Raw genomic sequence first — 22234 nt, forward strand, 5'->3', positions numbered from 1 at the left:
TTGAGGCTTTTTTAGCCGGTCAGATTTGCTAATGTAAGGGTGTGCAAAGCACAACGTTGTACTTGCTTAATTTCTTTAAAGTTTTTGGAATTTATGGAGGAGGAATTATTATGGGAAGAGGTTCAAAGAATCTATCAAAGGGGAACCGGAAGTTAGCACTCATGCATGAATCTGAGTCGCTGCACTACCGGATGTATAAAGCAGGTCGAACCTGGCTTTTTGCAGGAATCGCGACCTTCTCATTAGGTGCTGTATTACTTGGCTCACAAGTGACAGCATCAGCTGCGGAGGATCCAACACAGACGACTGCACCAGCAACAACACCAGAGGCTGGTACGGGTGCAGGTCAAGCAACAGATACTAATGCAGGCGCTGCGGCACAGCAACAGCCGGCAGCAACGCAAGAGCAACCAGCTGCTGATACTAATGCAGCAAATCAAAGTAATAATATCAATGCTGCGACAGCAACAACTGATCAGCCAGGCGATATTTCAAAACCCACAACAACTACGAAACAGGTCGATCCAAAGGTTCAAGGGACTACCACTGGACAGGTAGAAGCGCCTCAAGGTACAACCCCAACTACTGATACAAATAAAGCACTTATTGACACGACTTTATTTGGCAATGGTAATACAGCTACAGGTGAGAATAGCGCAACTGCAAAACTCGGTGACACGACGAGTGCAGGTACGAAGATTGACAGTGCCAATGCCGGTCAAGATCGTGGCGCAAATAAATACTCGACAGTCGGTGGCTCTGATGCTGCACCCGATTTACAAGGTGGCGCATCAAGTTGGGCAAACATTGATGGTACTCAAAAATCAACGGTTGTAGGGGATGGAACTGCTAAGTTAAATGACGGTCTTGATATGTCATTTAACAGTGCCTACCCTAGTCAAGGCGATACCGGTCAGTTCCAAACTGATGAAACTACAACTACTACAGATCAATTAAATGACCAAAATGCCATTAGTTCAGATCCAACCAATGCAGCGACTCGATATGGTGTGTTTTATGCACAAGGTCAAAACAAAGGTCTTAGTGTTTCTGCGATTGGTAATAGCACAAACGGTGCATCGATTGGTATTCCAGCTAACCTAGCAGGCACAGTTAAAGTTGGTACTTGGATGGTGGTAGAACAAACTCCTGTTGGGATCCTTATCGAAAATGTTGATCCTGATCATCCAGAAGACATTACCAAAGGTACGCATGAACAATTCCGAATTGTCGATGCCAATTTAGGTAAATCTGATGATTATAAGCCAGGGACTATGATACCTAACTCGAAGCTTGGGGGGTATGCAGTGGTTACCACTACTTTGAATGGTGATGCTATTGCACCTATTGTCGAAGCTGTAACGCAAGCAATTAGTACACTAAGTACGGCTGCTGGTGATGTTGGTAGCGCGCTGATTTCTGGTGTAGATCAAGTAGTAACTGGTGTGTCAGGTGCTATTGGCGGAATCGCCGGAAACATTTTAGGTGGTTTGACAGGTGATGATTTAAACATTCAGGGATTCACTGATGCATACCACGCAGAGGCCAACCAAATTCAAAATGAGATTAAACAACTGAATCTTTATGGCGAAACATTAATGGAACATGGGATTGAAATGACGACACTTGAGGAAGTAAAAACTTCCACAGTAAGCTATACGGATCCCGTGACTGGAAAAACAGTTCAAACGCCTGTATATTCCGTTAATACTAATAGTGGTGTTGCAACGGCGATAGCAAATATGATCAACTCTTATATTAACGGTTGGTCTGATGGAATTAAGAAAGCTGTTCTTGGCATGCTTGCTGGGAATCAAGTATTCCACTATAACAAGGGCGTCGATGCTGATAGCACAGCACAATATGATGGTAAAACACCTATTCAAGTTCTAGAAGATGGAAATGATAGCGGGCTAGTAGCGACAGTCATTAATGCACTTAGTGGTGCAGCCAAAATGGCTGGCGACGCAATTTCTGGAGGCGTTGACAAAGCTTCAGCAGCTGCAACAAAGATTATTGGTGATGCTGTTAAAGTTGGTATTGATGGCCAGATTGGTGGTAGTGTTTCTGCTGCCTTCCCACTCACTTGGAAAGATCCAGTTCTCCAAGACAAAGATGGTAAGAATATTCTTCCAGGACAATTTGTTGGTGAAACATTCCAGACTAACGCAGTTGCTTATAACACAAGCACCGACAGCAGTACAACTGTGGCCTATCAGAATGTTGACAAATCACAATTGAGTTCACAATTAGATGCAATTGCTAACGGAACTGTTAAAAATGTTGATCCAGCAGCAGTTACAAAAGCTAAGAACTTCCTTGCGAACCCTAACGCATCACAATATGATGTTGACCAAGCTTTCAAGGCTTTAGGTGGTACCATAGAGACTACTGCTCAAACTGGAATTGGTAATGCAATTCTTAAAGACCATCAAGGGACTGAAGCAGGTCAAACATTTGATGAAATTCTTAAGGATAACTTGTCAGACTTGCTGAAGGTTGATTATAATTCTGCCGCAACTGAAGCCGACAAAGCTGCTTTTGCTGCAGCGACATCTGCGCTTAAGGATACTGACTATGTGATTGCACCTTCTGCAGATGGTGCAACTTCAACAACCTACACATTAAAAGACACCGTCGTTACTTCAATTAACGAAGCATTGGCAAAGAGCGGCAATTTGAAATTTGTTGCTCCTAAACCAGGAACTCTAACACTGTTCGATGCGAAGAATCCTGGTGGTGGAGACAATCCTGGCAACCCTGAACAAACTGGCGATTCAACCTATACCGTTGACGCCATTGATGAAGCTGGTAAAGTATTACCAGGTTCAATCCACACTGATCAAAAGGGTAATGCTGGTGATCCAATCGATGCCACTGTACTTGGTGCCACTTATAAAGATGCAAATGGTAAGACATGGTACAAGCCAGCTGCTGATTCATTAGCCAGCTACTATATTAAAGATGGTGCGACAATTCATGTTCTGTACACTGACAAAGATCCAGAAAACACCGATGGGAACGGTGGCAACGGCGGCGACAACGGTGGAAACGTAGACAACCCAACTGGCAAAGTTTCAATTGTTTACGTTGGTGATGGCCTCTGGAAAGTTGACGATGGTAATGGTCACTCATTCACCTTCGACCCAAGCAAGTTCGGCAATGGCAGTGGTCAACCAATCGTTATCAACATTGGTGGTAACACTAATACCAATACCAACAACAATGGTGGCAGTGGTTCTAACGGTACTGGCACAACTGGAAACGGTTCAACTGGTACTGATGGAACTGGTGCTAATGGTGGTACTAGCTTGATCATCTTGCCAGGTCAAAATGGTGACCAAGGCATTAAAGCTAACAAGAACCCAGATGGCTCAATCACCTTCGTCTTCCCTAACGGAGACACTCAAACTGTTCAACCAGGTGACAATGGTGACCACACCAACCCTGCAGGTGGTAACTTCAAGGTAAACTCTGATGGTACGATTACCTTCACTGATCCTTCAGGCAACAGTTTCACGGTTGATCCTAACAACAAGGGCACTGGTTCAACTCAACCAGGTTCAGTTGTTACGAACATTACTTTACCAGGTAAAGATGGTGAAGATGGTCAAAACACGCCTGACCAAACCTTCTTCGTTGAAAAGACACCAGAAGGCAATGTCATTCTTCACTTACCAGGTGGCGGCACTGCAACGCTTGCACCAGGTGAAACTATTAACTTACCTGGCGGCGGATCTGCAGTATTGAATCCAGATGGTACGATTACCTTCACTGATCCGAACGGTGGCACTTATACCATTAACCCTGATAATGGTAACAAGACGCCAAACGGTCAAATCAACATCAACCCAGGTAATGGTTCGAGCCTGCCATCTATCAATGGTGACGGTAACATTATCATCATCAACCCAGGCGATGGCACAGTTAACTACGGTACAGGTGGCAACGGTGAGGGTACTAACAACCCTAATGGCGGTTCTACCAGCACGACAACCACGACCATCAACATCCCAGGCGGCGACGGTATCAAAGCTACTAAGAACCCAGATGGCTCAATCACATTTGTCTTCCCTAATGGCGATACTCAAACTGTCCAACCAGGCGGATCAACCACACCAAATAAGGATGGTTCATTCACTGTAAATCCTGATGGTACGATTACCTTCACTGATCCAAACGGTAATAGTTATACCCTCGATCCAAACAAGGGTGGTCAAGCTACTCAACCGATCGTCATTAACATCCCAACTCCTGGCGGTGGTGCTTCAGCTACCAAGAACTCTGATGGCTCATTTACCTTCAACTTCCCTGGCGGCGGTTCAGAAACGGTCCAACCAGGCGGTTCAACTAAGCCTGCAAGCGATGGCAGCTACTTCACTGTAAATCCTGATGGTACAATTACCTTCAACGATGGCAAGGGTGGCACATTCGTCCTTGATCCAAACAGCGGCAAGGGTGCTACAACCGAACCAGGCAGCAAAGAAACCGTTGTTATCATTCCTGGTAAAGACGGACAGAACTACGTTGTCGATGTTGAAAAGACACCTGAAGGCAACACGATTATTCATTTGCCAAACGGTTCAACTATCCCTGTTAAACCAGGCGATACCGGTACATTACCAGATGGTACTAAGTACGTTGTCAACGATAACGGTACTGTCACCTTTACGACTCCAGGTGGCGATACTCAGACGATTGATCCTAACAAGGGTACTGGTAATGTCACTATCACCACTAATACTACCAACAATGGTGGCGGTACTGGTAACACTAACAACACGTCTAACGGTGGCGTTGACACTGATGGTGACGGTCTTCCAGATAGTACGGAAACTGTTTTAGGCATTAACCCAGAGAACAAGGATACTGATGGCGACGGCGATACAGATCTGCAAGAACTGCTGAACAGCACCGACCCTAAGGATCCTAACTCAAACCTGAACTCATTAGAGAACGGTGGTAAGGGTGGCAACACTGGTAACGGTGGTTCGACCACGACAACCACGATTACAACCATCTCGAATGTTCCAGGCCAAGGCGGCGATGTCAAAGTTATTAAGAACCCAGATGGCTCAATCACATTTGTCTTCCCTAACGGCGGCACTCAAACCGTTCAACCTGGTGGTTCAACCACGCCTGATGCTAACGGTGGCTCATTCACTGTCAACCCAGACGGTACGATTACCTTTAACGATGGTAAAGGTGGTCAGTACACCATTGATCCAAACAAGGGCGGTGCAGCTACTCAACCAATCGTGATCAACATCCCAACTCCAGATGGCGGTGCTTCAGCTACCAAGAACCCTGATGGCTCATTTACCTTCAACTTCCCTGGTGGCGGTTCAGAAACTGTCCAACCTGGTGGCTCAACTAAGCCTGCAAGCGACGGCAGCTTCTTCACTGTAAATCCTGATGGTACGATTACCTTTAACGATGGCAAGGGTGGCACATTCATCCTCGATCCAAACAGCGGCAAAGGTAACACGACTGAACCAGGCAGCAAGGAAACCGTTGTTATTCTTCCTGGTAAAGACGGACAGAACTACGTTGTCGATGTTGAAAAGACACCAGAAGGCAACACAATCATCCACTTACCAAACGGTTCAACTATTCCAGTTAAACCAGGAGATACCGGTACATTACCAGATGGTACTAAGTACGTTGTTAATGATAATGGTTCTGTAACGTTCACCACTCCAAATGGTGGTACTCAAACGATCGATCCTAACAAGGGTACAAGCAACATCACTAGCACAACCACCAACACCACTAACAACAATGGTGGCGGCGAAGGTACTGACAGCAACAATACCAACAGCAATAACACCAACAGTGGTAATATTACTTACAACTACTACGGTGAAGGCGCAAATGGTCCTGCAAGTGCTCAAATCACATTGCCTGCTGGCAAAGATGGTAAGTCTTACACGATCACTTACACCAAGAACCCTGATGGTACGTTCAGTATCACAATGCCAGGTGGCGACGCTACTAACGTTAAACCAGGTGACAAGGGCTCATTACCAAACGGTGGCTCTTACGTTGTTCTCCCTGATGGGTCATTGAGCATCACTAACCCAGATGGTTCTACAACAGTTGTCAACCCAGGTAACGGCAATGGTAATGGTGCTCCACTTAACGGTGGTGCTGGTAACGTTACTGTTAACGTCACTGTTAACGGCGGTGCTGGCGGAGCTACAGTTAACACCCCAGCTGGCAACTACACTGTCAGTGTCAACGGTGATGGCACTTACACCATTACTGCACCAAACGGCGAAACGGTTCCTAACCTTAAACCAGGTGCTACTGGTACCTTACCTGGCAACGGTGGTAGCTACGAAGTCGGCAACGGCCAAATCACTATCACTGAACCAGGTGGCGCAAAGCTGACCTTCAACGTTAATACCAATGGTGGTAATACTAACCCTGGCGGCGACACCAACACTAACCCAGGCGGAACTACTGATCCAAATGGCAATGGTGGCACTGGTACTACTGGTCCAGAAGGTAACGGTGGTACTGGTACCACAACACCAGGTGGCAACGGCAGCACGCCTACCGGGCCTACCACCACTACACCAACAGGTGACGCAGGTACTGCCGTAACAACTCCAAGTAACGGTAATACCGGCAACACTGGCAATGGCGGCACTGGTATCAGCACCACTACTGGTGAAGGTACGGCTACGGGTGCTAACGGCACTGGCGCTGATCAAGGCGGCATTGTAACTGGCGGAGACGCTGGAACAGCTACCGGAACTCAGGCTGGCACTGCTAACCAAGGCGGTGCAATTGCTCAAGACACTTCTGCAGGTACTGCAACAACTGCTGCAGGTGCAGCAGCTTCTGGTGAAGTCAACGGTAACAAGCAAGCAGCTGACAAGAGTGCACTACCTCAAACTGATGAAAAACCAGCTGAAGGCATTGCAGCACTTGGTTTATTAGGCGGACTTGTTTCACTGCTTGGCTTAGCCGGAGCAAAGAGACGTCGTAAAGATATTTAGAATCAAAAGTAGTTATCCCCGTTTAAATTTCTCCCTCATTATTTAAACGTCGAAGCCCCGCATGCGAACGTCGCGCATGCGGGGCTTTCGTATACCTTAAGTTAGGCCGTTTAACGCAAATAACGCCTCTTTCGGCAGTGTTTGCCGGAAGAGGCGTTATTTGCAATTCTGGAATCTACCGAATTCTGTCGATAGCGCCCAGTGCGTCAAGCTGAATGCTTAAGCGACACAGCAACTTCTTTCATTGCAGCAATACTTTTACTGATAACGATCACAAGGTCGTCAGTCGGGAAGGGCGTTTGACTGGTTAGCCAGTCGGTAACTGTGCCGATTAAACCACAGGATGCGAAGCCAACGGCTGCCCGATACTTTGTGTTAGAGGTGTCGATGTTTTCGGCGTCTAACACGTAGTACACGAAAAGTGCGTTCATTCGCTTGAGCGTCTTAACGTCCCTGCCAAAATTAGTTAGTGCTTCAAATAGCTGCTGATTTTCAACGATGGATGTGACGATTTGCGCTGCTAGTGGCGTAAAATTGTTGCCTCCATCACGCGGATAGTAGGTTTGAAATATCCCCGTAAGCTGATTAACGGTATCAGCCACCACTGAATCATAGAGATCGTAGACGTCCTTATAATGGATGTAAAAAGTACCTCGACCAATATCGCTAGCCCTAGCAAGCTCCGCGACAGTAATCTTATCAATTGGTTTATCATGCAATAGTCTAATAAGCATCTTTTTCAATTGACGCTGGGTCTTTACTGTTCGACGATCTGGTTGATCACTCTGCTTAGAAACCACTTTGTTGCCCCCTCTAAGTCGAGCTATCACCCGATTACCCCCTCTACAATTACTGGACAATATAAGCTGCATTGTCGATTAATGAACCTATCACATAAAACTGGGTATTGTACAGTAACTATACCTTTATTATATTAGAGTTAATAATAAAAACAACTAAAATACATGATTTATGAAAGCGTTTTTATTATTGTGCGACACAATCGGTAAAGTGTTTTGAAGTTTGGTATAGGTAACTGGGGGAGTTATCTATTTTTGGGGATAAGCATGGGGGAAACTTATTATGAAGTATTTAGCTTTTTTGGAGAAGGACGAACGGATTAAGCTTTCTGTCTTGGCCTTACTAGCTGAAACTGGGCAGCACGTTGTTCAGGTGAAGCAAATACTAGACCAATTATCAATTACACGGTATAAATTCAATCAGTTGATTGCCGAGTTGATCGAGGATTTACAGCAAATTAAGCAATGTCAGTATCAGCTGACGGTAAAAAGCGGTGCTGTGATTTCTGAACACATTGATTATTCAATTTATCAGCAAATGCAACTCTTTTACTTAAGACAGTCACCGCGCTTTCAAATTTTTGAGTACGAATACCTCAATCAGCAAACGGAGTCCCGGCAGAAGTTTTTACGCGACCATTTCATGAGCCAGTCGAAATACTATACGCTCAGGGGTCAAGTTGAAAACCTGCTTGATAATAAAGCGTTGATGCAAAAGCGGTCAGAGGGGGGCAACTTGCATCCTGAGCTGGTTGAGCGGGCCAAAATTACCAACGTTTACTGTCACTTTTTTAACGGGATTGACGATCCGTTTCCCGAATTAAAGGAACAAACATCGCGCTTCTGTACTTTTTTGTGCATGACCTTAGGAATCTCACTGACACCCAGTGAGCGGTTCAAATTAAGGATTTTTTTCCAGGTTCAAGTTAAACGGCTGACTGGCCGCCACTACATGAACATACGTAACATTGCGACTTTGAAACGTGACGTTCGGTTACCGTTTTTGAAAAATTATTATCTTAAAAACGTGTGGCACAGCGATCAAGCTGATATTGATTCTGAAATGAGCTACCTGCTGTTATTCCTAAAAAGTCAGCGCATTATGGATTCGGTACCGGTTAAACTATGTAAACAGATTCAGCAGCAGTTTAATCGTGGCAGTCAACGGTTTGAACAGGTTTTAGCCGAAACCAATGTTGTGGAACAGAAAAAGTTTTCAGCTGCCGTGAAGCATCAAACTGCTGAGCGGCTGTCAGAGTTAACAATCTGGTTGATGGTTTTTGACTATTTTGAGTTAACGGAGACCAATTCTACGGATCAGCCCCATATGTCAATGAACTTTCCAGCACTTACGGTACTGGGAAAACAGTTAGTTGATGCAGCTGTAAAGACGTTTGACCTGCAACTTCCGTCAGAGGTGCAATCGAGATTGCTGAAGTGCTACGTCAAAATTTTGATTGATGGGATTCCTAGTGATCTGGTAAGGGATAACGTGACAATTTGCGTAGACTTTGTTCAAAGCATCGTGCCGATGGACTACTTTGCCCAATTATTGACGACTAACCTGGGCGCCGGCATCGTTTTAACCAACCAGCTAAGCAGTGATGTGGATATTTTCCTCTCAGATATTTTTATCTCGAGCATCCATGATATCCCGCAGGTAACGTGGCTTGACCCGTTAAAAACATCGAACTGGGAACAGCTGCGGCAGACGATTGCGGAGGTCAAACAAGCTAAATTGGAGAAATTTATGGCAGCGAGTTAGACGAGTAATTTAGGAACGTCCTCACCTTCAAGGGTAGTGGGGACGCTTTTTTAAAAGTGTTGCAAAACCGGACAAGTCGTGAAAACGCTTGACTTATTTCAGTAAACTAGCTTTAATTAGTGTTAGAGATTTCGAATTTAATAAACATTGTGGTCTGGGGTGCTAGTGATAGCTGAGAAATACCCAAATAACCTGATGCAGTTAATACTGCCGTAGGGAGCGCCATGTTAGTCGTAGAAGACTACCAGTCCATTTGAATGAATTCAAGTGGGCTTTTTTGATTGCTTAGCGACCAGTCACAGTGTTGGCTTGGAGGATAACATGCAGACATCAATAATTAAGAATGGTTTGATCGTCACGCCAACGGGTGTGGTGAAGGCGGACTTAGCAATTAAAGCGGGCAAAATTGCAGCGATTGGTGACTTATCAGGCAGTGCTGAAGAGGTGATTGATGCCAAGGGACAGCTAGTCTTGCCGGGCATGGTGGATGCCCACGTTCATATCAATGAACCGGGACGCGGCAACTGGGAAGATTACCATACCGGCAGTCAGGCGTTAGCTGCCGGCGGGACCACCAGTATGGTTGTGATGCCGTTAAACGCGCTGCCGGCGCGGACGACTGCCGCTGAATTTAATCGTCACCGCGCAATTGCCGAGGGTCGGTCATACATTGATTTTGCACTGTACGGCGGTCTAGTACCCGGCAACCAGCCAGCAATTGCACCAATGGCGCAGGCTGGTGCGGCGGGCTTCAAAGCCTTCATGGCGACTACTGGCAGTGATGAACCAGGCGATTTTCATAACGTGGACGACTACGATTTGTACCGCGGGATGCAAGCCATCGCTAAAACCGGCCTGCGCTTGTCGCTTCACGCCGAGAACGCGGTGCTGACTGACCGGCTGGCGGAAGATGAAATTGCGCATCAGCATACGGATGTTCAGGCTTATATTGATTCAAGACCGCCGATGGTTGAAGTAGAAGCGGTTAGAAGAGCCCTTTATCTGGCAAAGCAGACGGGCTGCAAACTGCATTTCGTCCACCTTTCAACTGGTGAAGCCGTTCGGGAAGTTCATCGGGCCCAGTTAGCGGGACAGGATGTGACCTGTGAAACCTGCTTGCATTATTTAACGTTGAATACGGTAGATTTTAAGCAAATCGGCCCGTTGGCAAAATGTTCGCCGGTGTTGCGGACGCCTGAAGTTCAGGCTGATTTATGGCGGGAAGTGCAGGCGGGTCACGTTAACGCGGTGACTTCTGACCATTCACCAGCACCCGCGGAAATGAAGGCCAACCCCAGCAACAATATATTTGAGGTGTGGGGCGGTATCAGCGGCGCACAGAATAATCTCGATATCTTTTACGACGTTGCCGTTAAGTCGGGTCGATTGAACTTACAGCAGTTTGTGCAGTTGACGGCAGCGGGGCCCGCTCAGTTATTTGGCTTGAAAAATAAGGGGCAGCTCCGCGTTGGTGCGGATGCAGATATCGCTCTTTTGGATCCTGACCAAAGCTATACGTTACAAGCGTCAGATCTGTTTTATAAAAATCCCATTTCAGCTTATGTCGGTCGGAAGATCAACTGCCGGGTGACGCGAACAATTTTACGGGGCAAGACGATCTTCGAATTAGGACGAGGATTTGACGAGCAGCCCACCGGTCGGTTTCTTCGCAATCAGCAAGTGACGGAGGCCGACAAATGACACCACCAGCAGCAGTTCAGCCCACCAGTCAGACGATTGCTGAAGATTTAAAACCGATGGCCGCTGATCAGCGCAGTATGGGTGTTTTAGCTTATATGGCGATGTGGTTAGGCGACGGCTTTAACATTGGCAACATCACTTTAGGATCGTCAATCGTAGTTGCCGGCGTGGTAACCATTAATCTGCTTCAGACTGTGGTGGCCGCCGGCATTGCAATCGTGATCATTAGCCTGATTTTTACCCTAAACGACCGCTTCGGTTACCGCACTGGCGCGCCATATGTGATTCAGCTGCGGTTATCTTTCGGCGTAAAGGGCGCCAAGCTGGCCGGCCTCTTACGCGGCCTGCCGGCAATCGTGTGGTTCGGTTTTCAATCGTGGACTGGTGCCCTGGCGCTAAATCAGATCGGGATGAGCTTGTTTGGTATGCCGGGATCGCATACCTTCGCTTGTTTTTTAATCCTGCAGACCATTCAAGTTGTGATGGCGTTGTGGGGCTTTCGGTCGATCAAACTCGTGACTGGGTGTATTGCCGCGGTGGTGATGATGGCAATGCTGGGTATTTTTATCCTTTTAGTGACTCAGCATCAAACCGTGATCCAGCAACGTTTGATTCAACCGTCTGGTACGTGGGGACTGCCGTTTTACGGGTTTATCGTTGCCTTTTTAGGTAATTACACGGCAATCTTTGAATCAGCGGCTGACTACTCCCGTGAACTGAAACCCGGTCTTGACGGGCATCGACGCGGGCTGCTCTATCTCATACCGATTGGGCTGGCATATGGGCTGACCATTGTAACGGGTGCAATGCTGGCAGTCGTTACCGGGATCGCCAGTCCAGTCACGGCGATGGCGCATTTGCTTAATAACAGCGGCATGACGGTCATGATTTCCGCTTTTATCGTGTTGGGAACGATTACCACTAATACGGTCGCTAACATCATGCCGCCGACCTACATGCTGACCGCACTGCTGAAAATGCCCCAGCAATTGGCGACTACCATCGTTGGTATTTTAGCGGTGCTGACCTGTCCCTGGCTTTTAGTTCAGGATAGTTCGGCTCAGGGATTAGCAGTATTCATTCATCTATACTCGATCTTTCTGGGACCAATGACGGCTATTATTCTGATTGAGTACTACCTGCATCGCCATCAGCACGTGAACATCACGGAGCTGTACGATGACCAGCACCAGCCGCAATTCACTTGGCGGGCGCCGCTAGCACTCCTGATTGGCGCGGGTTTTGCAGCCCTAATCGTTAATCTGTCATGGTTTGTGGGCTTCTTGACTGGCGGGCTAGTGTATTGGCAGCTGGGTACGGGCAACCGTGGTGAAACGGCTGCAAAACGATAAAAAAAGCAGGTTGCCACTGATCAAATGGCAACCTGCTTTTATTAGGCTATTTGGAAACGATAGTTAATTTACTGCGAACTATTCCGCACTGTGCTGCTTGCCAGTATATTGAGCAACGTCGATTCGGATGACGCCGACGTATGCCAATGAATCTTGACCAATTTCACCGGGTATTTCCTGACCATTTTCGTGTTTCAAAACTAAGCGTAAAGCATGTTCTTTTTCCTTCAAATCAGAAACTAAAGTGGCTTTGCCAGTGCCTAAAACGCTACGGTAGAAATAACTAAAGTTGCTTAATGGTTCGCCTGCTTTTGGTTTGTCGAGGCCGCAGTCGTTAACTATGCTAAAGGACACTTCAGGATTAGCAGCGATGAGGCCACGCTTCTTCCCCTTAGGGGCGCCGTGGATGTAAAGCTTCAGCTGATTGTCAGTAAATTCGTAACCGTAGTTGGTTGGGACCACATAAGGAGCTGGAAAATCTAAAACACCTAGATTGATAACATGGGCTTTTTCGATAATATCCCGTATCGTAGCATCGTCGGTTATTTCACGATCAGTTCTTCTCATAATTAGCCTTCATTCATTATTATTAAATATTATTATAGGCTGACGACTGTATGAAGTCTAGGCTAAAAAGCAGTGGGTTGTATCCGCTAATTTAGAAAAAGGTTAGTGGTTGACATTTTTCTCTAATGAGTTTATCATCAAAGTCACAATATGAAAAATAGATTAGAAGATGAGTAGTACTTCTGACTTTGAAAAGAGAGCCGCGGTTGGTGAGAAGCGGTAAAGGATGAGTGTGAAGATGGTCTTCGATTAAGCAGGGTATTCGAGCGGAAGTAAGAATATCATGGGTGTGCCCATTACAGCACGGCGGTATCGAAAGGTACCCAGTGAGGAAGCCGGTGTGAGTCGGCTTCAAATTAAGGTGGTAACACGGAATTCGTCCTTATCTTCGCGAGAGCGGGGGTGGGGGCGTTTTTTTGAAGGTGCGGAGCCTAGCGGTTAGAGACTGGAGCCTAAGGGGCTTTTAACGTAAACCCTGGGTTTGGGTTTATGTTGAAAGTCCCTTAGGTGCAAGTCTCTGCTAGGCGTAGCCCGATTACGCTACATAACCCAAAACCACTTAACCAGAACCATCCATATCCAGAAGGGAGAGACGCCAACAGTGACCAGAATCAACGATTTACATTGCAAAAGAGTTTCACCTGTAAGCGGGGTACTTGGTGACGGTATTGATGGTCAGGTCATGTGGCTGTCAATCAGCGACTAATCCGGTTCAGGTTTAATGATGATCAAACAAAAAGGAGACTTTAAATTATGACAACAACAATTATTGGCTATCCACGTATCGGCAGTCACCGTGAATTAAAGTTTGCCGTTCAAAAGTATTTTAAAAACAAAATTAGTGCGCGAGAATTAGCACAAACAGCAGCTGAATTGCGCAAGCAAAACTGGGACACTATCAGCGGCGCCGGAATTGACCAGTTAGTATCAAACGATTTTTCATACTACGACACAACGTTAGATACGGCCAACCTCTTAAACATCGTGCCCAAACGGTACAAGGAACTGAACCTCTCACCCTTAGACGAGTACTTTGCCCAGGCGCGTGGTTATCAAGGTGACAAGGGTGACGTCACCGCACTGAGCATGAAAAAGTGGTTTAACACGAACTACCACTATTTAGTACCCGAATTTGAAGACGATACAGCCATTAAGCTGGTTGGCTCCAAGATCTTTGATGAATACCAAGAAGCTAAGGATCAAGGTTACCAAACCCGTCCCGTCATTCTTGGACCATACAGTTTATTACGTTTGAGTGCTTTTGAAGGTCAAAAACAGGCTACCGACTATACCGCAGCACTGGTTAATGCTTACGAAGCTATCTTTGAAAAGTTAGCTGACTTAGGTGCTGACTGGATTCAATTAGACGAACCGCAATTGGTCAAAGATCAAAGCGAAGCCGACCTGGAACTCTTCACGGATCTCTATAAGCCATTATTAAGCAATAAGCATGGTTTGAAGATCTTATTACAGACCTACTTTGGCGACGTGCGTGACAGTTACGACCTGTTAACGTCACTTGATTTTGATGGCTTGGGCTTAGACTTCCATGAAGGCGACGAAACGCTGAACTTGATCCAATCAAAGGGCTTCCCTGCTGACAAGCTTTTGTTCGCTGGAATTATCAATGGCAAGAACATCTGGAAAGCTAACTACGATCAAAAACTGGACATCCTGCACAAGCTGCCTAAAGACAACGTTGTTTTAAGCACTTCTTGTTCACTGCTGCATGTCCCATACACCCTGGAAAATGAACCTGACTTGGATGAAAAGTACAAGAAGTACCTGTCATTTGCTAAGGAAAAATTAACTGAACTGACCGACCTTGACCACGTTTTAGCGGGTTCGGGTGATGCAGCATTGAAGGCCAATGAAGCCTTATTTGCTAAGCCGCGTTACGAAGAAAACCAAGCAATTATCGATAAAGTTGCTTCATTAAAAGACAGTGACTTCCACCGTCAACCATCATTTGAAGAACGGGCTGCCATTCAAAAGAAGGAGTTCAACTTACCTGAATTGCCAACTACGACGATTGGGTCGTTTCCACAAACCCGTGAGGTTCGTCGTAACCGTGCTAAATACAAGCGCGGTGAGATCACCAAGGAGCAGTACGACCAGTTCAACCGCGATAAGATCAAGGAATGCGTTGAATTCCAAGAAAAGATCGGTTTGGACGTCCTGGTTCATGGTGAATACGAACGTAACGACATGGTTGAATACTTCGGTGAAAAACTGGATGGTTTCCTGTTTACCAGCAACGCTTGGGTTCAATCATACGGTACCCGTTGTGTTAAGCCGCCAGTTATTTGGGGTGATGTTAACCGTAACGCGCCAATCACGGTTGCTGAATCAGTTTACGCACAAAGCTTAACTGATAAACCAATGAAGGGGATGCTCACAGGTCCCGTTACCATTTTGAACTGGTCATTCCCTCGTGAAGACATCTCTAAGAAGGAAAGTACCTTACAGATTGCCTTGGCGATTCAAGCAGAAGCGCTTGATCTGGAAAAGAATGGCATCAAGATCATTCAAATTGATGAGCCAGCTTTACGGGAAAAATTACCATTACGCAAGTCAGACTGGTACACGCGTTACCTTGACTGGGCCATTCCAGCCTTCCGTCTGGTCGGCAGTAAAGTCCAACCAACAACGCAGATTCACACCCACATGTGCTACAGTGAATTCGGCGATATTATTGATGCTATCGATGCGATGGATGCGGATGTCATTTCCTTTGAAGCGTCACGTGCGGACTTAACGTTACTGGATACGCTCCAGAAGTCACACTTCAAGACGCACGTCGGTCCTGGTGTTTACGATATTCACTCACCACGGATTCCGTCTGAAAACGAAGTTGCTGGCACCATTCACAAAATTTTAAAGAAAGTACCATTGCAGAATGTCTGGATCAACCCAGATTGTGGACTGAAGACACGGGGAACAACAGAAACCACAGCTAGTCTGGAAAACGTCGTTGCTGCAACGAAACAAGTTCGCAAGGAACTAACGCATGAAGGTCGTTGATTGTTTCAAAGAGCGACCCGTGATCTCGTTCGAAATATTTCCTCCGCGACCAAGTGCCAGCGAAAAGGCAATTGAGCGGTTCTATGATAACCTTGATGTGTTAGCAAGCTTAAAGCCCGCCTACATTAGTGTGACTTACGGTGCGGGTGGCAGTGGCAAGAACTCTGGAACGCTGGACCTTTGCCGTTATATCAAGAAAACCTATGGCATTGAGGCGGTACCGCATATTCCGGGGATCCACTTTACTAAAGCCGCTGTGAAAGCGTATTTGGCAGAACTGAAGGCAGCCGATATTGACAACATCTTGGCCCTAAGGGGAGATTTACCGCAGGATGGCGTGATTAAGGGAGACTTTCAGTATGCCAGTGATTTAGTCAGTGAAATTAAGCGCGATGGTGACTTTAACGTTCTGGGGGCCTGTTATCCGGATGTTCACCCAGAAGCTAAAGATAGCGTAGAAGATATTAAAAATTTGAAGTGCAAAGTCGATGCTGGGGTCTCTCAGTTGATTACCCAACTATTCTTTGAAAATGAACATTACTATCGCTTTTTAGAACGCTGCGAATTGGCAGACATTAACGTTCCGGTGCAAGCTGGGATTATGTCAGTGGTTAATGAACGTCAAATCAAGCGGATGGCAACGATGAACGGTGTCGGTCTGCCGCAGAAGTTCCTGAAGATGATGAATCATTATCAGGATAATCCGGTGGCAATGAGGGATGCTGGCACAGCGTACGCAATTGACCAAATCGTGGACTTATTGTCGGAGGGTGTTGATGGTGTCCACCTGTATACCATGGATAATCCGGTCGTAACGAAACGAATTTGTGGGGCGATTGAGACGTTGATTTAAGCAAGGTGCGAAGTGAGGCGGTTAGAGAGCGGAGTGTAAGGGGCTTTGGTAAAAATCCCGAACTTGGATTTATACCAAAGTCACTCACATGCAGCTCTCTGCCGAGCGGAACCTGATTAAGAGCAAGGTGCGAAGTGAGGCGGTTAGAGAGCGGAGTGTAAGGGGCTTTGGTAAAAATCCCGAACTTGGATTTATACCAAAGTCACTTACATGCAGCTTTCTGCCGAGCGGAACCTGATTAAGAAAGATACGAAACACTGCCTAGCGCTCAAACTAAGTCGCAGCATAAACACAAAAAGGTACCGTCATCCAGAGAGGTGGCGGTGCCTTTTTGTCACTGTAAAAGCAGCCAAAAGGGTCATTTGGGGGAAAGAGCTACAGCACGAATTCTCTATTGGTTAATTGATAAGCACTTGTTTTGTTGTATAATATTGGTACGTATAAATTATGTAAGGAGCACACTTATGAGCGATAATATTGAATTTGACCATATGATTAATGGTGAGCTGTATCACCAGACACCTGAATTGCTGGAAATTCGGATGAAGACCCGGGACCTCTTGTATGAATATAACCACTTGAACTACCGTGACTTGCCTAACCGTAACCGGATTTTAAAGGAAATGTTTGGGAAAGTCGGTAAAAAGTATTTCATTGAATTACCGTTTCACACTGATTACGGGTTCAACGTCAAGCTTGGTGAAAACTTTTTCGCCAACAACGGTCTGACGCTGCTTGATCCAGCACCGATTGAAATTGGCGACAACGTCTTAATTGCCCCCAACGTCGGAATTTACACGGCTGGTCACGCTTTAGATCCCGCCTTACGGGTTCAGGCGCATGCTGAGTACGCGATTCCGGTTAAAATTGGCAATAACGTTTGGATCGGGGCGGGTGTGACCGTTTGTCCAGGAGTCACCATTGGTGATAACAGCGTGATTGGCGCGGGGGCCGTGGTCACTAAGTCAATCCCAAGTGATTCACTGGCATATGGCAATCCAGCACACGTCGCCCGTAAGCTCAACGAACATGATAGAGAGTACTACTTCAAGCAGCGGAAGGTGAATCAGGAATACCTTGATAAGCTTTCAGATGATGAGTCATTTAATCAATAACCGATTTAAGAAGCACTGTCACCCACATGGAGATAGTGTTTTTTTAGGCGATAAAGGTTGCCGACCACGAATGAACGGTGTACACTGTTATAAGTGGTCAACCACATATTAACTAGTTAACATCAAAGGAGACAATTAAATGTCAAAAGTATTAGTCATTAAAGCACACCCGTTCAACGGTGACAAATCACGGACGATCAAGACGTTAGACACTTTTCTAGAAATCTATAAAGCAAAGAATCCAGACGATGAAATCGAAACCTTAGATCTTTTTGCCACTAACTTCCCAGAACTCGATGGCGGCATGATGGCCGCTTGGGGGCAGTTAGCTAATGGAATGGCCTTCACTGACTTACCGGCTGACGTCCAAAAGGCCATGGGTCAGTATAACGAGGCCTTGGCACAATTCAAGGCTGCTGATAAGCTGATCGTTGCTAACCCAATGTGGAATTTAAGCATTCCCGCCCAATTAAAGAGCTGGATCGATGCCATCACTGTGGTTGGTGAAACTTTCAAGTACACCGCAACGGGTCATGTGGCACTAATTCCAGGTAAGCCATTCGTTCACATCCAAGCGGCTGGTGGCAAGTACGAAGGTAAAGACTTGGGTACTCAGTACGTACAGGCCGCACTTGAATACTTAGGTGCTAAGCGCTTTGCTAAAATCGGCGTTGAAGGTATGGATCACTTCCCAGACCAAGCTGATCAAATCGTTGCTGCAGCTCAAAAAAAAGCCAAAGAAGTTGCTTTAAAGTTCTAAAGGCTGTGACACAACTCGATAGATTCCAGAATATAACACCAAAAAGTACGATTCCGATGTTTTTTATCGGAATCGTACTTTTTGGTGTTATATGGCCGGAATCTGAGTTGTGGAGCAGGCTAAGGCTATCTTCCAGTAGTGAACTAAAGTACACTTTAAGCTGTGTTTTAGTCAAAAAATTAACGGGCATCCTTATTGATATAGACTCAAGTCACAAATTTTTTAACTTACATTGCTTTTAAATTCGCACAGATCTTATCTGCGACCTTAACAAAAATAGCCTGTTCTTCAGCAGTCAGGCCTTCAATTGACTGCCTTTCAGCAGCGTCACAAATTGCTTCAACTTGTTTGGCCAATTTTAAGCCAGCCGGGGTGAGCTGCACCAGCGTCACCCGTTTGTCTTTCTCTGATTTACCGGTTTCAGCCAAGCCAGAGTTCACCAGGCGCCGAACTGATTTGGCAACGGTTGAATGATCAACCTGCATGGTTTCGGCCAAGGCGTTTTGGGCTTGCTGACCACTATGGGCAAGGGTGATCAGAATGGTATCTTGCCCAGGATACAAGCCTAAAGCGCGGATATCTTTATCAATGAGTGATTCATGCGCATTCACGATGCGCAATGCTGCAGCACCAACTGGATAGTCATCAAAAACAAGCATAGTTATTCTTCCCCTCATGTCCCTGTTGCCGACCACCAAAGTGTATCAAAATAATCAATTAATTTCAATTACTGGTTATTCTCTTGTGACTGGTTTGTGGCGCAACCTGAACTTTTGATAATGATTAAACCAACGTAAAAAGCGCTGAGAATGCATCACTCAGCGCTTTTATCCATTCTGTTCCTAGAAATTTATTCTTCAAACTTACCAGTATCTTCATTTAATAAACTGCTGATATCATGAATTTGATCATAACGATACGTACTGTCGTAATCGTGGGTGTCCTTATCGTAGGCTTTTACCTGCAGAACGTCCTTGTGTGGCCAGCTGACTACGTAGGTGTAATCATCGTAATCGAAGCCGTACTGATCGGCAATGGCATCAATACCAGCTTGTTCGTCGCCGTGATACTCTTCTTCAAAGTGGCCGTAGTTGCTGTCACTTGGTGTTGAATCATTAGAATCACTGGAATCCTTGCTGCTGTTGCTGTCGTCGTTAGTATCGGCGTCTTGCGTTGAAGCGGTACTGTCAGTCGAATCCGGTGTCGACAAGTCGACCTTGATGTTCTTGGACTGGGTGGAAACTAAGTTCTTAGTGACGGATTTACCGTCAGTCGCAGAGCCCGTACTGCCCAGTTTGAACGTGTAGCGGCCAGGGAAAAGCGGACCCGCTTTATAGGAATAATGATCGTTGCTGGCCGTGGCCACGTTGAGACCGTTCAGACTGATTGACGCCTGGTCGACGTTTGTTTGTACGGTCGGATACATGGCCACTACCTGTAATTTATAAGCTGGGAAGAACAGCAGGTGGCGTCCCTTCGTGACCAACTTGAAAGTCCCGTCGCTAGTTTGGTCGTTGTCCATTAGGCTGGTTTTCATATCGGCAAGGTAACGCTTGTCTGAATTTAAGTAGTTCATAAATGGCTTGATGCTCTTGGAGTTGATCTCTAAGCTGGGATCAGTTGACGTCATGTATTTAACCGTGGTATCAGTATCGTTGTCGTGCATGGCAGTAATCATGTCATTGACCTGCTGCGACTTGCTGTACTTGCCGGCACCATAAAAGTAAGTGCCCGCTAGGATTAAAATGACTAAAATGATCAAACTGATCCAAAGCTTCTTTTTACGGGACCCTTTTTTAAGCTTCCTGTTCCGCTTAGGGATCTTTTTAGTCACGGTGGAAGCTGATTTAAGTGGTTCGGCCGGTTTTGAAGCGGGCTGATAAGTGGCATTTGTTTCATGATTAATGTCGTTGTTATTCGTTGATTCTGTTGCACTGGTGGTTTCGGGCTTTAGACGGTAACCGCAGTTTTGACAAAAAACATCATCGGGACTCACTTTGGCCCCGCAATTTGGACATGTTGACATTTAACTCACCCCTGAGATTTAAATTGATTAAAGATGTAACGATAGGCATTGGGCAGCGCACGATTCCAGTAAGGCCAATTATGGTTGCCGAAGTGGTCAACTTGATAGGTCGGTTTGATTTTGTGCTGTCTCAGCTGCTTAGTAAACAGGTTAACGTCCGCGATTGGGACGGTAGTATCCAGCGCGGTGGTTTCAATGTAAAAGTGTGCTGGTGATTTTGCCCGTGCTAAATAGCTGGTTAAGTAACGGCTGGGCTGAGCGCGTTCAAACGCCTTTTGACTGAAGGCACCTTGAATTTTAAAGGCGTCCACCTGCGGATTGGTCTGAACGGTTGGCGGCACCTTCTGCCAAATGGCTGGTGATATGAGCGCGTCAACGGAGAACAGCTGCGGATGGCGGAAAGTTAATCGTGCCGCGCCATAGCCGCCCATTGAAATACCGCCAACTGCACGTTGATTTTGACCAGCAAGCGAATAGGTTTTGGTCGTTTGAGGAATTAAATCATCCACGATCGCGTTCTCCATTTTTTCCTTAGTGGTATTTAAGTAGAAAGAATTACCGCCGTCTGGAAAAATAGCGACTACTGGCAAATGGTCCTGTGTGACTAATTGATCCAGGTATGTTTTGGAATGTGCCTGTTCAGTTAAGTTAGTTTCGTCCCCGTATAACCCATGCAGCATATAAATGACTGGAAAACGGGTTCCCTGTTCTTTCAGCCGCTGGAAGTTTCGTGGCAGATATACGCGATACCGCCAGTTGCGATGCAGCTGCGGGCTAAAAAAGCTTCGTGACACCACACGGCTGGGGGCTGGTGGTGCTGTGACTGGTTTTTTAGTTGACGTTTGACTAGTTTTATCAGCTGGTTTAAGTGGTCGTTGCTGTTTTGGATGCGACTGGACAGTTTGTTTTTTCGGTGGGTTCAACGAATGAACCAGACCGCCAAGAATTACCCCAACAATTGCAATGGCGATGATGACGATTGCCCAGAGCCGTTTTTTCATGACGAAGCCCCCTCATAACTTGTCAAGAATGAAAAATTAATATTAGGATAATCTTACATAAATACGGAGAACCTGACAAGCTTAGCACTGGTTAAAGAAAGTAGACAAATGTCTAACAACTGATTGGTAACGCTTTATTTTCGGTGGCGTTTCACCAGAAAAATACCAACAAAGAAAATTTTCTGATTAGAATAAGGGGCAGCACCGTGACTCAAAATCATAACAATGTATTATTTCAAAATTAATTTAAAAGTAATAATTGT

13 protein-coding genes, 1 riboswitch and 1 other annotated feature are annotated in these 22234 nt (G+C 46.0%); of the genes, 8 read left to right on the top strand and 5 right to left on the bottom strand.

Translation table 11 applies throughout. The features are described 5' to 3' along the window. Positions 1–110 precede the first annotated feature (110 nt). Positions 111–7007, top strand: a complete 6897-nt coding sequence (locus CES81_RS03115; protein ID WP_089120639.1) for a KxYKxGKxW signal peptide domain-containing protein — start codon at positions 111–113, stop codon at positions 7005–7007. Positions 7008–7213: 206 nt separating this feature from the next. On the opposite strand, the gene CES81_RS03120 is transcribed toward CES81_RS03115, so the two are convergent. Then, entirely contained in the window at positions 7214–7807 is a 594-nt protein-coding gene (locus CES81_RS03120) for a TetR/AcrR family transcriptional regulator (RefSeq protein WP_089120640.1), read from the bottom strand. 283 nt (positions 7808–8090) lie between these two features. Here CES81_RS03120 and CES81_RS03125 point away from each other — a divergent pair, with 283 nt between their 5' ends. The 3 genes from CES81_RS03125 (at position 8091) to CES81_RS03135 (ending at position 12625) form a co-directional block, all read left to right on the top strand. Beyond that, positions 8091–9572 (top strand): hypothetical protein, encoded by a 1482-nt coding sequence (locus CES81_RS03125; RefSeq protein ID WP_089120641.1) that lies wholly within the window; start codon positions 8091–8093, stop codon positions 9570–9572. A 145-nt stretch (positions 9573–9717) separates the two neighbouring features. Next, positions 9718–9809, top strand: a riboswitch (TPP riboswitch). 84 nt (positions 9810–9893) lie between these two features. Then, on the top strand, positions 9894–11273 hold the full coding sequence (gene allB, locus CES81_RS03130; protein WP_089120642.1) for an allantoinase AllB: 1380 nt from the start codon (positions 9894–9896) through the stop codon (positions 11271–11273). Next, complete coding sequence (locus CES81_RS03135) at positions 11270–12625, top strand: NCS1 family transporter (RefSeq protein ID WP_089120643.1); 1356 nt, start codon at positions 11270–11272, stop codon at positions 12623–12625. The genes allB and CES81_RS03135 overlap by 4 nt, the downstream gene beginning before the upstream one ends. A gap of 78 nt (positions 12626–12703) precedes the next feature. Here CES81_RS03135 and CES81_RS03140 read toward each other — a convergent pair whose 3' ends face one another. Continuing rightward, positions 12704–13192 carry a pyridoxamine 5'-phosphate oxidase family protein gene (locus CES81_RS03140; protein WP_089120644.1) on the bottom strand — a complete coding sequence of 163 codons (489 nt, stop codon included), beginning with the start codon at positions 13190–13192 and terminating at the stop codon, positions 12704–12706. Positions 13193–13344: 152 nt separating this feature from the next. Beyond that, positions 13345–13579, top strand: a binding site (T-box leader). 366 nt (positions 13580–13945) lie between these two features. On the opposite strand from CES81_RS03140, the gene metE reads away from it, so the two are divergent. The 4 genes from metE (at position 13946) to CES81_RS03160 (ending at position 18944) form a co-directional block, all read left to right on the top strand. After that, positions 13946–16216, top strand: coding sequence for a 5-methyltetrahydropteroyltriglutamate--homocysteine S-methyltransferase (gene metE / locus CES81_RS03145; protein ID WP_089089373.1), 2271 nt, complete (start codon positions 13946–13948; stop codon positions 16214–16216). After that, positions 16203–17069 carry a methylenetetrahydrofolate reductase [NAD(P)H] gene (metF, locus tag CES81_RS03150; RefSeq protein ID WP_089120645.1) on the top strand — a complete coding sequence of 289 codons (867 nt, stop codon included), beginning with the start codon at positions 16203–16205 and terminating at the stop codon, positions 17067–17069. The genes metE and metF overlap by 14 nt, the downstream gene beginning before the upstream one ends. Positions 17070–17533: 464 nt before the next feature. After that, positions 17534–18184, top strand: coding sequence for a sugar O-acetyltransferase (locus CES81_RS03155; protein WP_180949706.1), 651 nt, complete (start codon positions 17534–17536; stop codon positions 18182–18184). 139 nt (positions 18185–18323) lie between these two features. Further along, on the top strand, positions 18324–18944 hold the full coding sequence (locus tag CES81_RS03160) for an FMN-dependent NADH-azoreductase (protein WP_089120646.1): 621 nt from the start codon (positions 18324–18326) through the stop codon (positions 18942–18944). Positions 18945–19171: 227 nt separating this feature from the next. Here the strand turns inward: CES81_RS03160 and CES81_RS03165 are convergent, their stop codons facing one another. From CES81_RS03165 to CES81_RS03175, 3 genes are all read right to left on the bottom strand, one after another. Next, positions 19172–19603, bottom strand: coding sequence for a MarR family winged helix-turn-helix transcriptional regulator (locus tag CES81_RS03165; protein WP_089089376.1), 432 nt, complete (start codon positions 19601–19603; stop codon positions 19172–19174). Positions 19604–19794: 191 nt separating this feature from the next. Continuing rightward, positions 19795–20970, bottom strand: coding sequence for a TcaA second domain-containing protein (locus CES81_RS03170; protein ID WP_089120648.1), 1176 nt, complete (start codon positions 20968–20970; stop codon positions 19795–19797). 5 nt (positions 20971–20975) lie between these two features. After that, on the bottom strand, positions 20976–21971 hold the full coding sequence (locus tag CES81_RS03175) for an alpha/beta hydrolase (protein WP_089120649.1): 996 nt from the start codon (positions 21969–21971) through the stop codon (positions 20976–20978). Positions 21972–22234 lie beyond the last annotated feature (263 nt).

The sequence above is a fragment of the Secundilactobacillus pentosiphilus genome, assembly GCF_002217985.1.
GTDB lineage: Bacteria > Bacillota > Bacilli > Lactobacillales > Lactobacillaceae > Secundilactobacillus > Secundilactobacillus pentosiphilus.

What these genes read in the sequence shown, in the direction of transcription:
- CES81_RS03115 (WP_089120639.1), top strand. Translation starts at nt 111, where the DNA reads ATGGGAAGAGGTTCAAAGAATCTATCAAAGGGGAACCGGAAGTTAGCA.
- CES81_RS03125 (WP_089120641.1), top strand. Translation starts at nt 8,091, where the DNA reads ATGAAGTATTTAGCTTTTTTGGAGAAGGACGAACGGATTAAGCTTTCT.
- allB (WP_089120642.1), top strand. Translation starts at nt 9,894, where the DNA reads ATGCAGACATCAATAATTAAGAATGGTTTGATCGTCACGCCAACGGGT.
- CES81_RS03135 (WP_089120643.1), top strand. Translation starts at nt 11,270, where the DNA reads ATGACACCACCAGCAGCAGTTCAGCCCACCAGTCAGACGATTGCTGAA.
- CES81_RS03140 (WP_089120644.1), bottom strand. Translation starts at nt 13,192, where the DNA reads ATGAGAAGAACTGATCGTGAAATAACCGACGATGCTACGATACGGGAT.
- metE (WP_089089373.1), top strand. Translation starts at nt 13,946, where the DNA reads ATGACAACAACAATTATTGGCTATCCACGTATCGGCAGTCACCGTGAA.
- metF (WP_089120645.1), top strand. Translation starts at nt 16,203, where the DNA reads ATGAAGGTCGTTGATTGTTTCAAAGAGCGACCCGTGATCTCGTTCGAA.
- CES81_RS03155 (WP_180949706.1), top strand. Translation starts at nt 17,534, where the DNA reads ATGAGCGATAATATTGAATTTGACCATATGATTAATGGTGAGCTGTAT.
- CES81_RS03160 (WP_089120646.1), top strand. Translation starts at nt 18,324, where the DNA reads ATGTCAAAAGTATTAGTCATTAAAGCACACCCGTTCAACGGTGACAAA.
- CES81_RS03165 (WP_089089376.1), bottom strand. Translation starts at nt 19,603, where the DNA reads ATGCTTGTTTTTGATGACTATCCAGTTGGTGCTGCAGCATTGCGCATC.
- CES81_RS03170 (WP_089120648.1), bottom strand. Translation starts at nt 20,970, where the DNA reads ATGTCAACATGTCCAAATTGCGGGGCCAAAGTGAGTCCCGATGATGTT.
- CES81_RS03175 (WP_089120649.1), bottom strand. Translation starts at nt 21,971, where the DNA reads ATGAAAAAACGGCTCTGGGCAATCGTCATCATCGCCATTGCAATTGTT.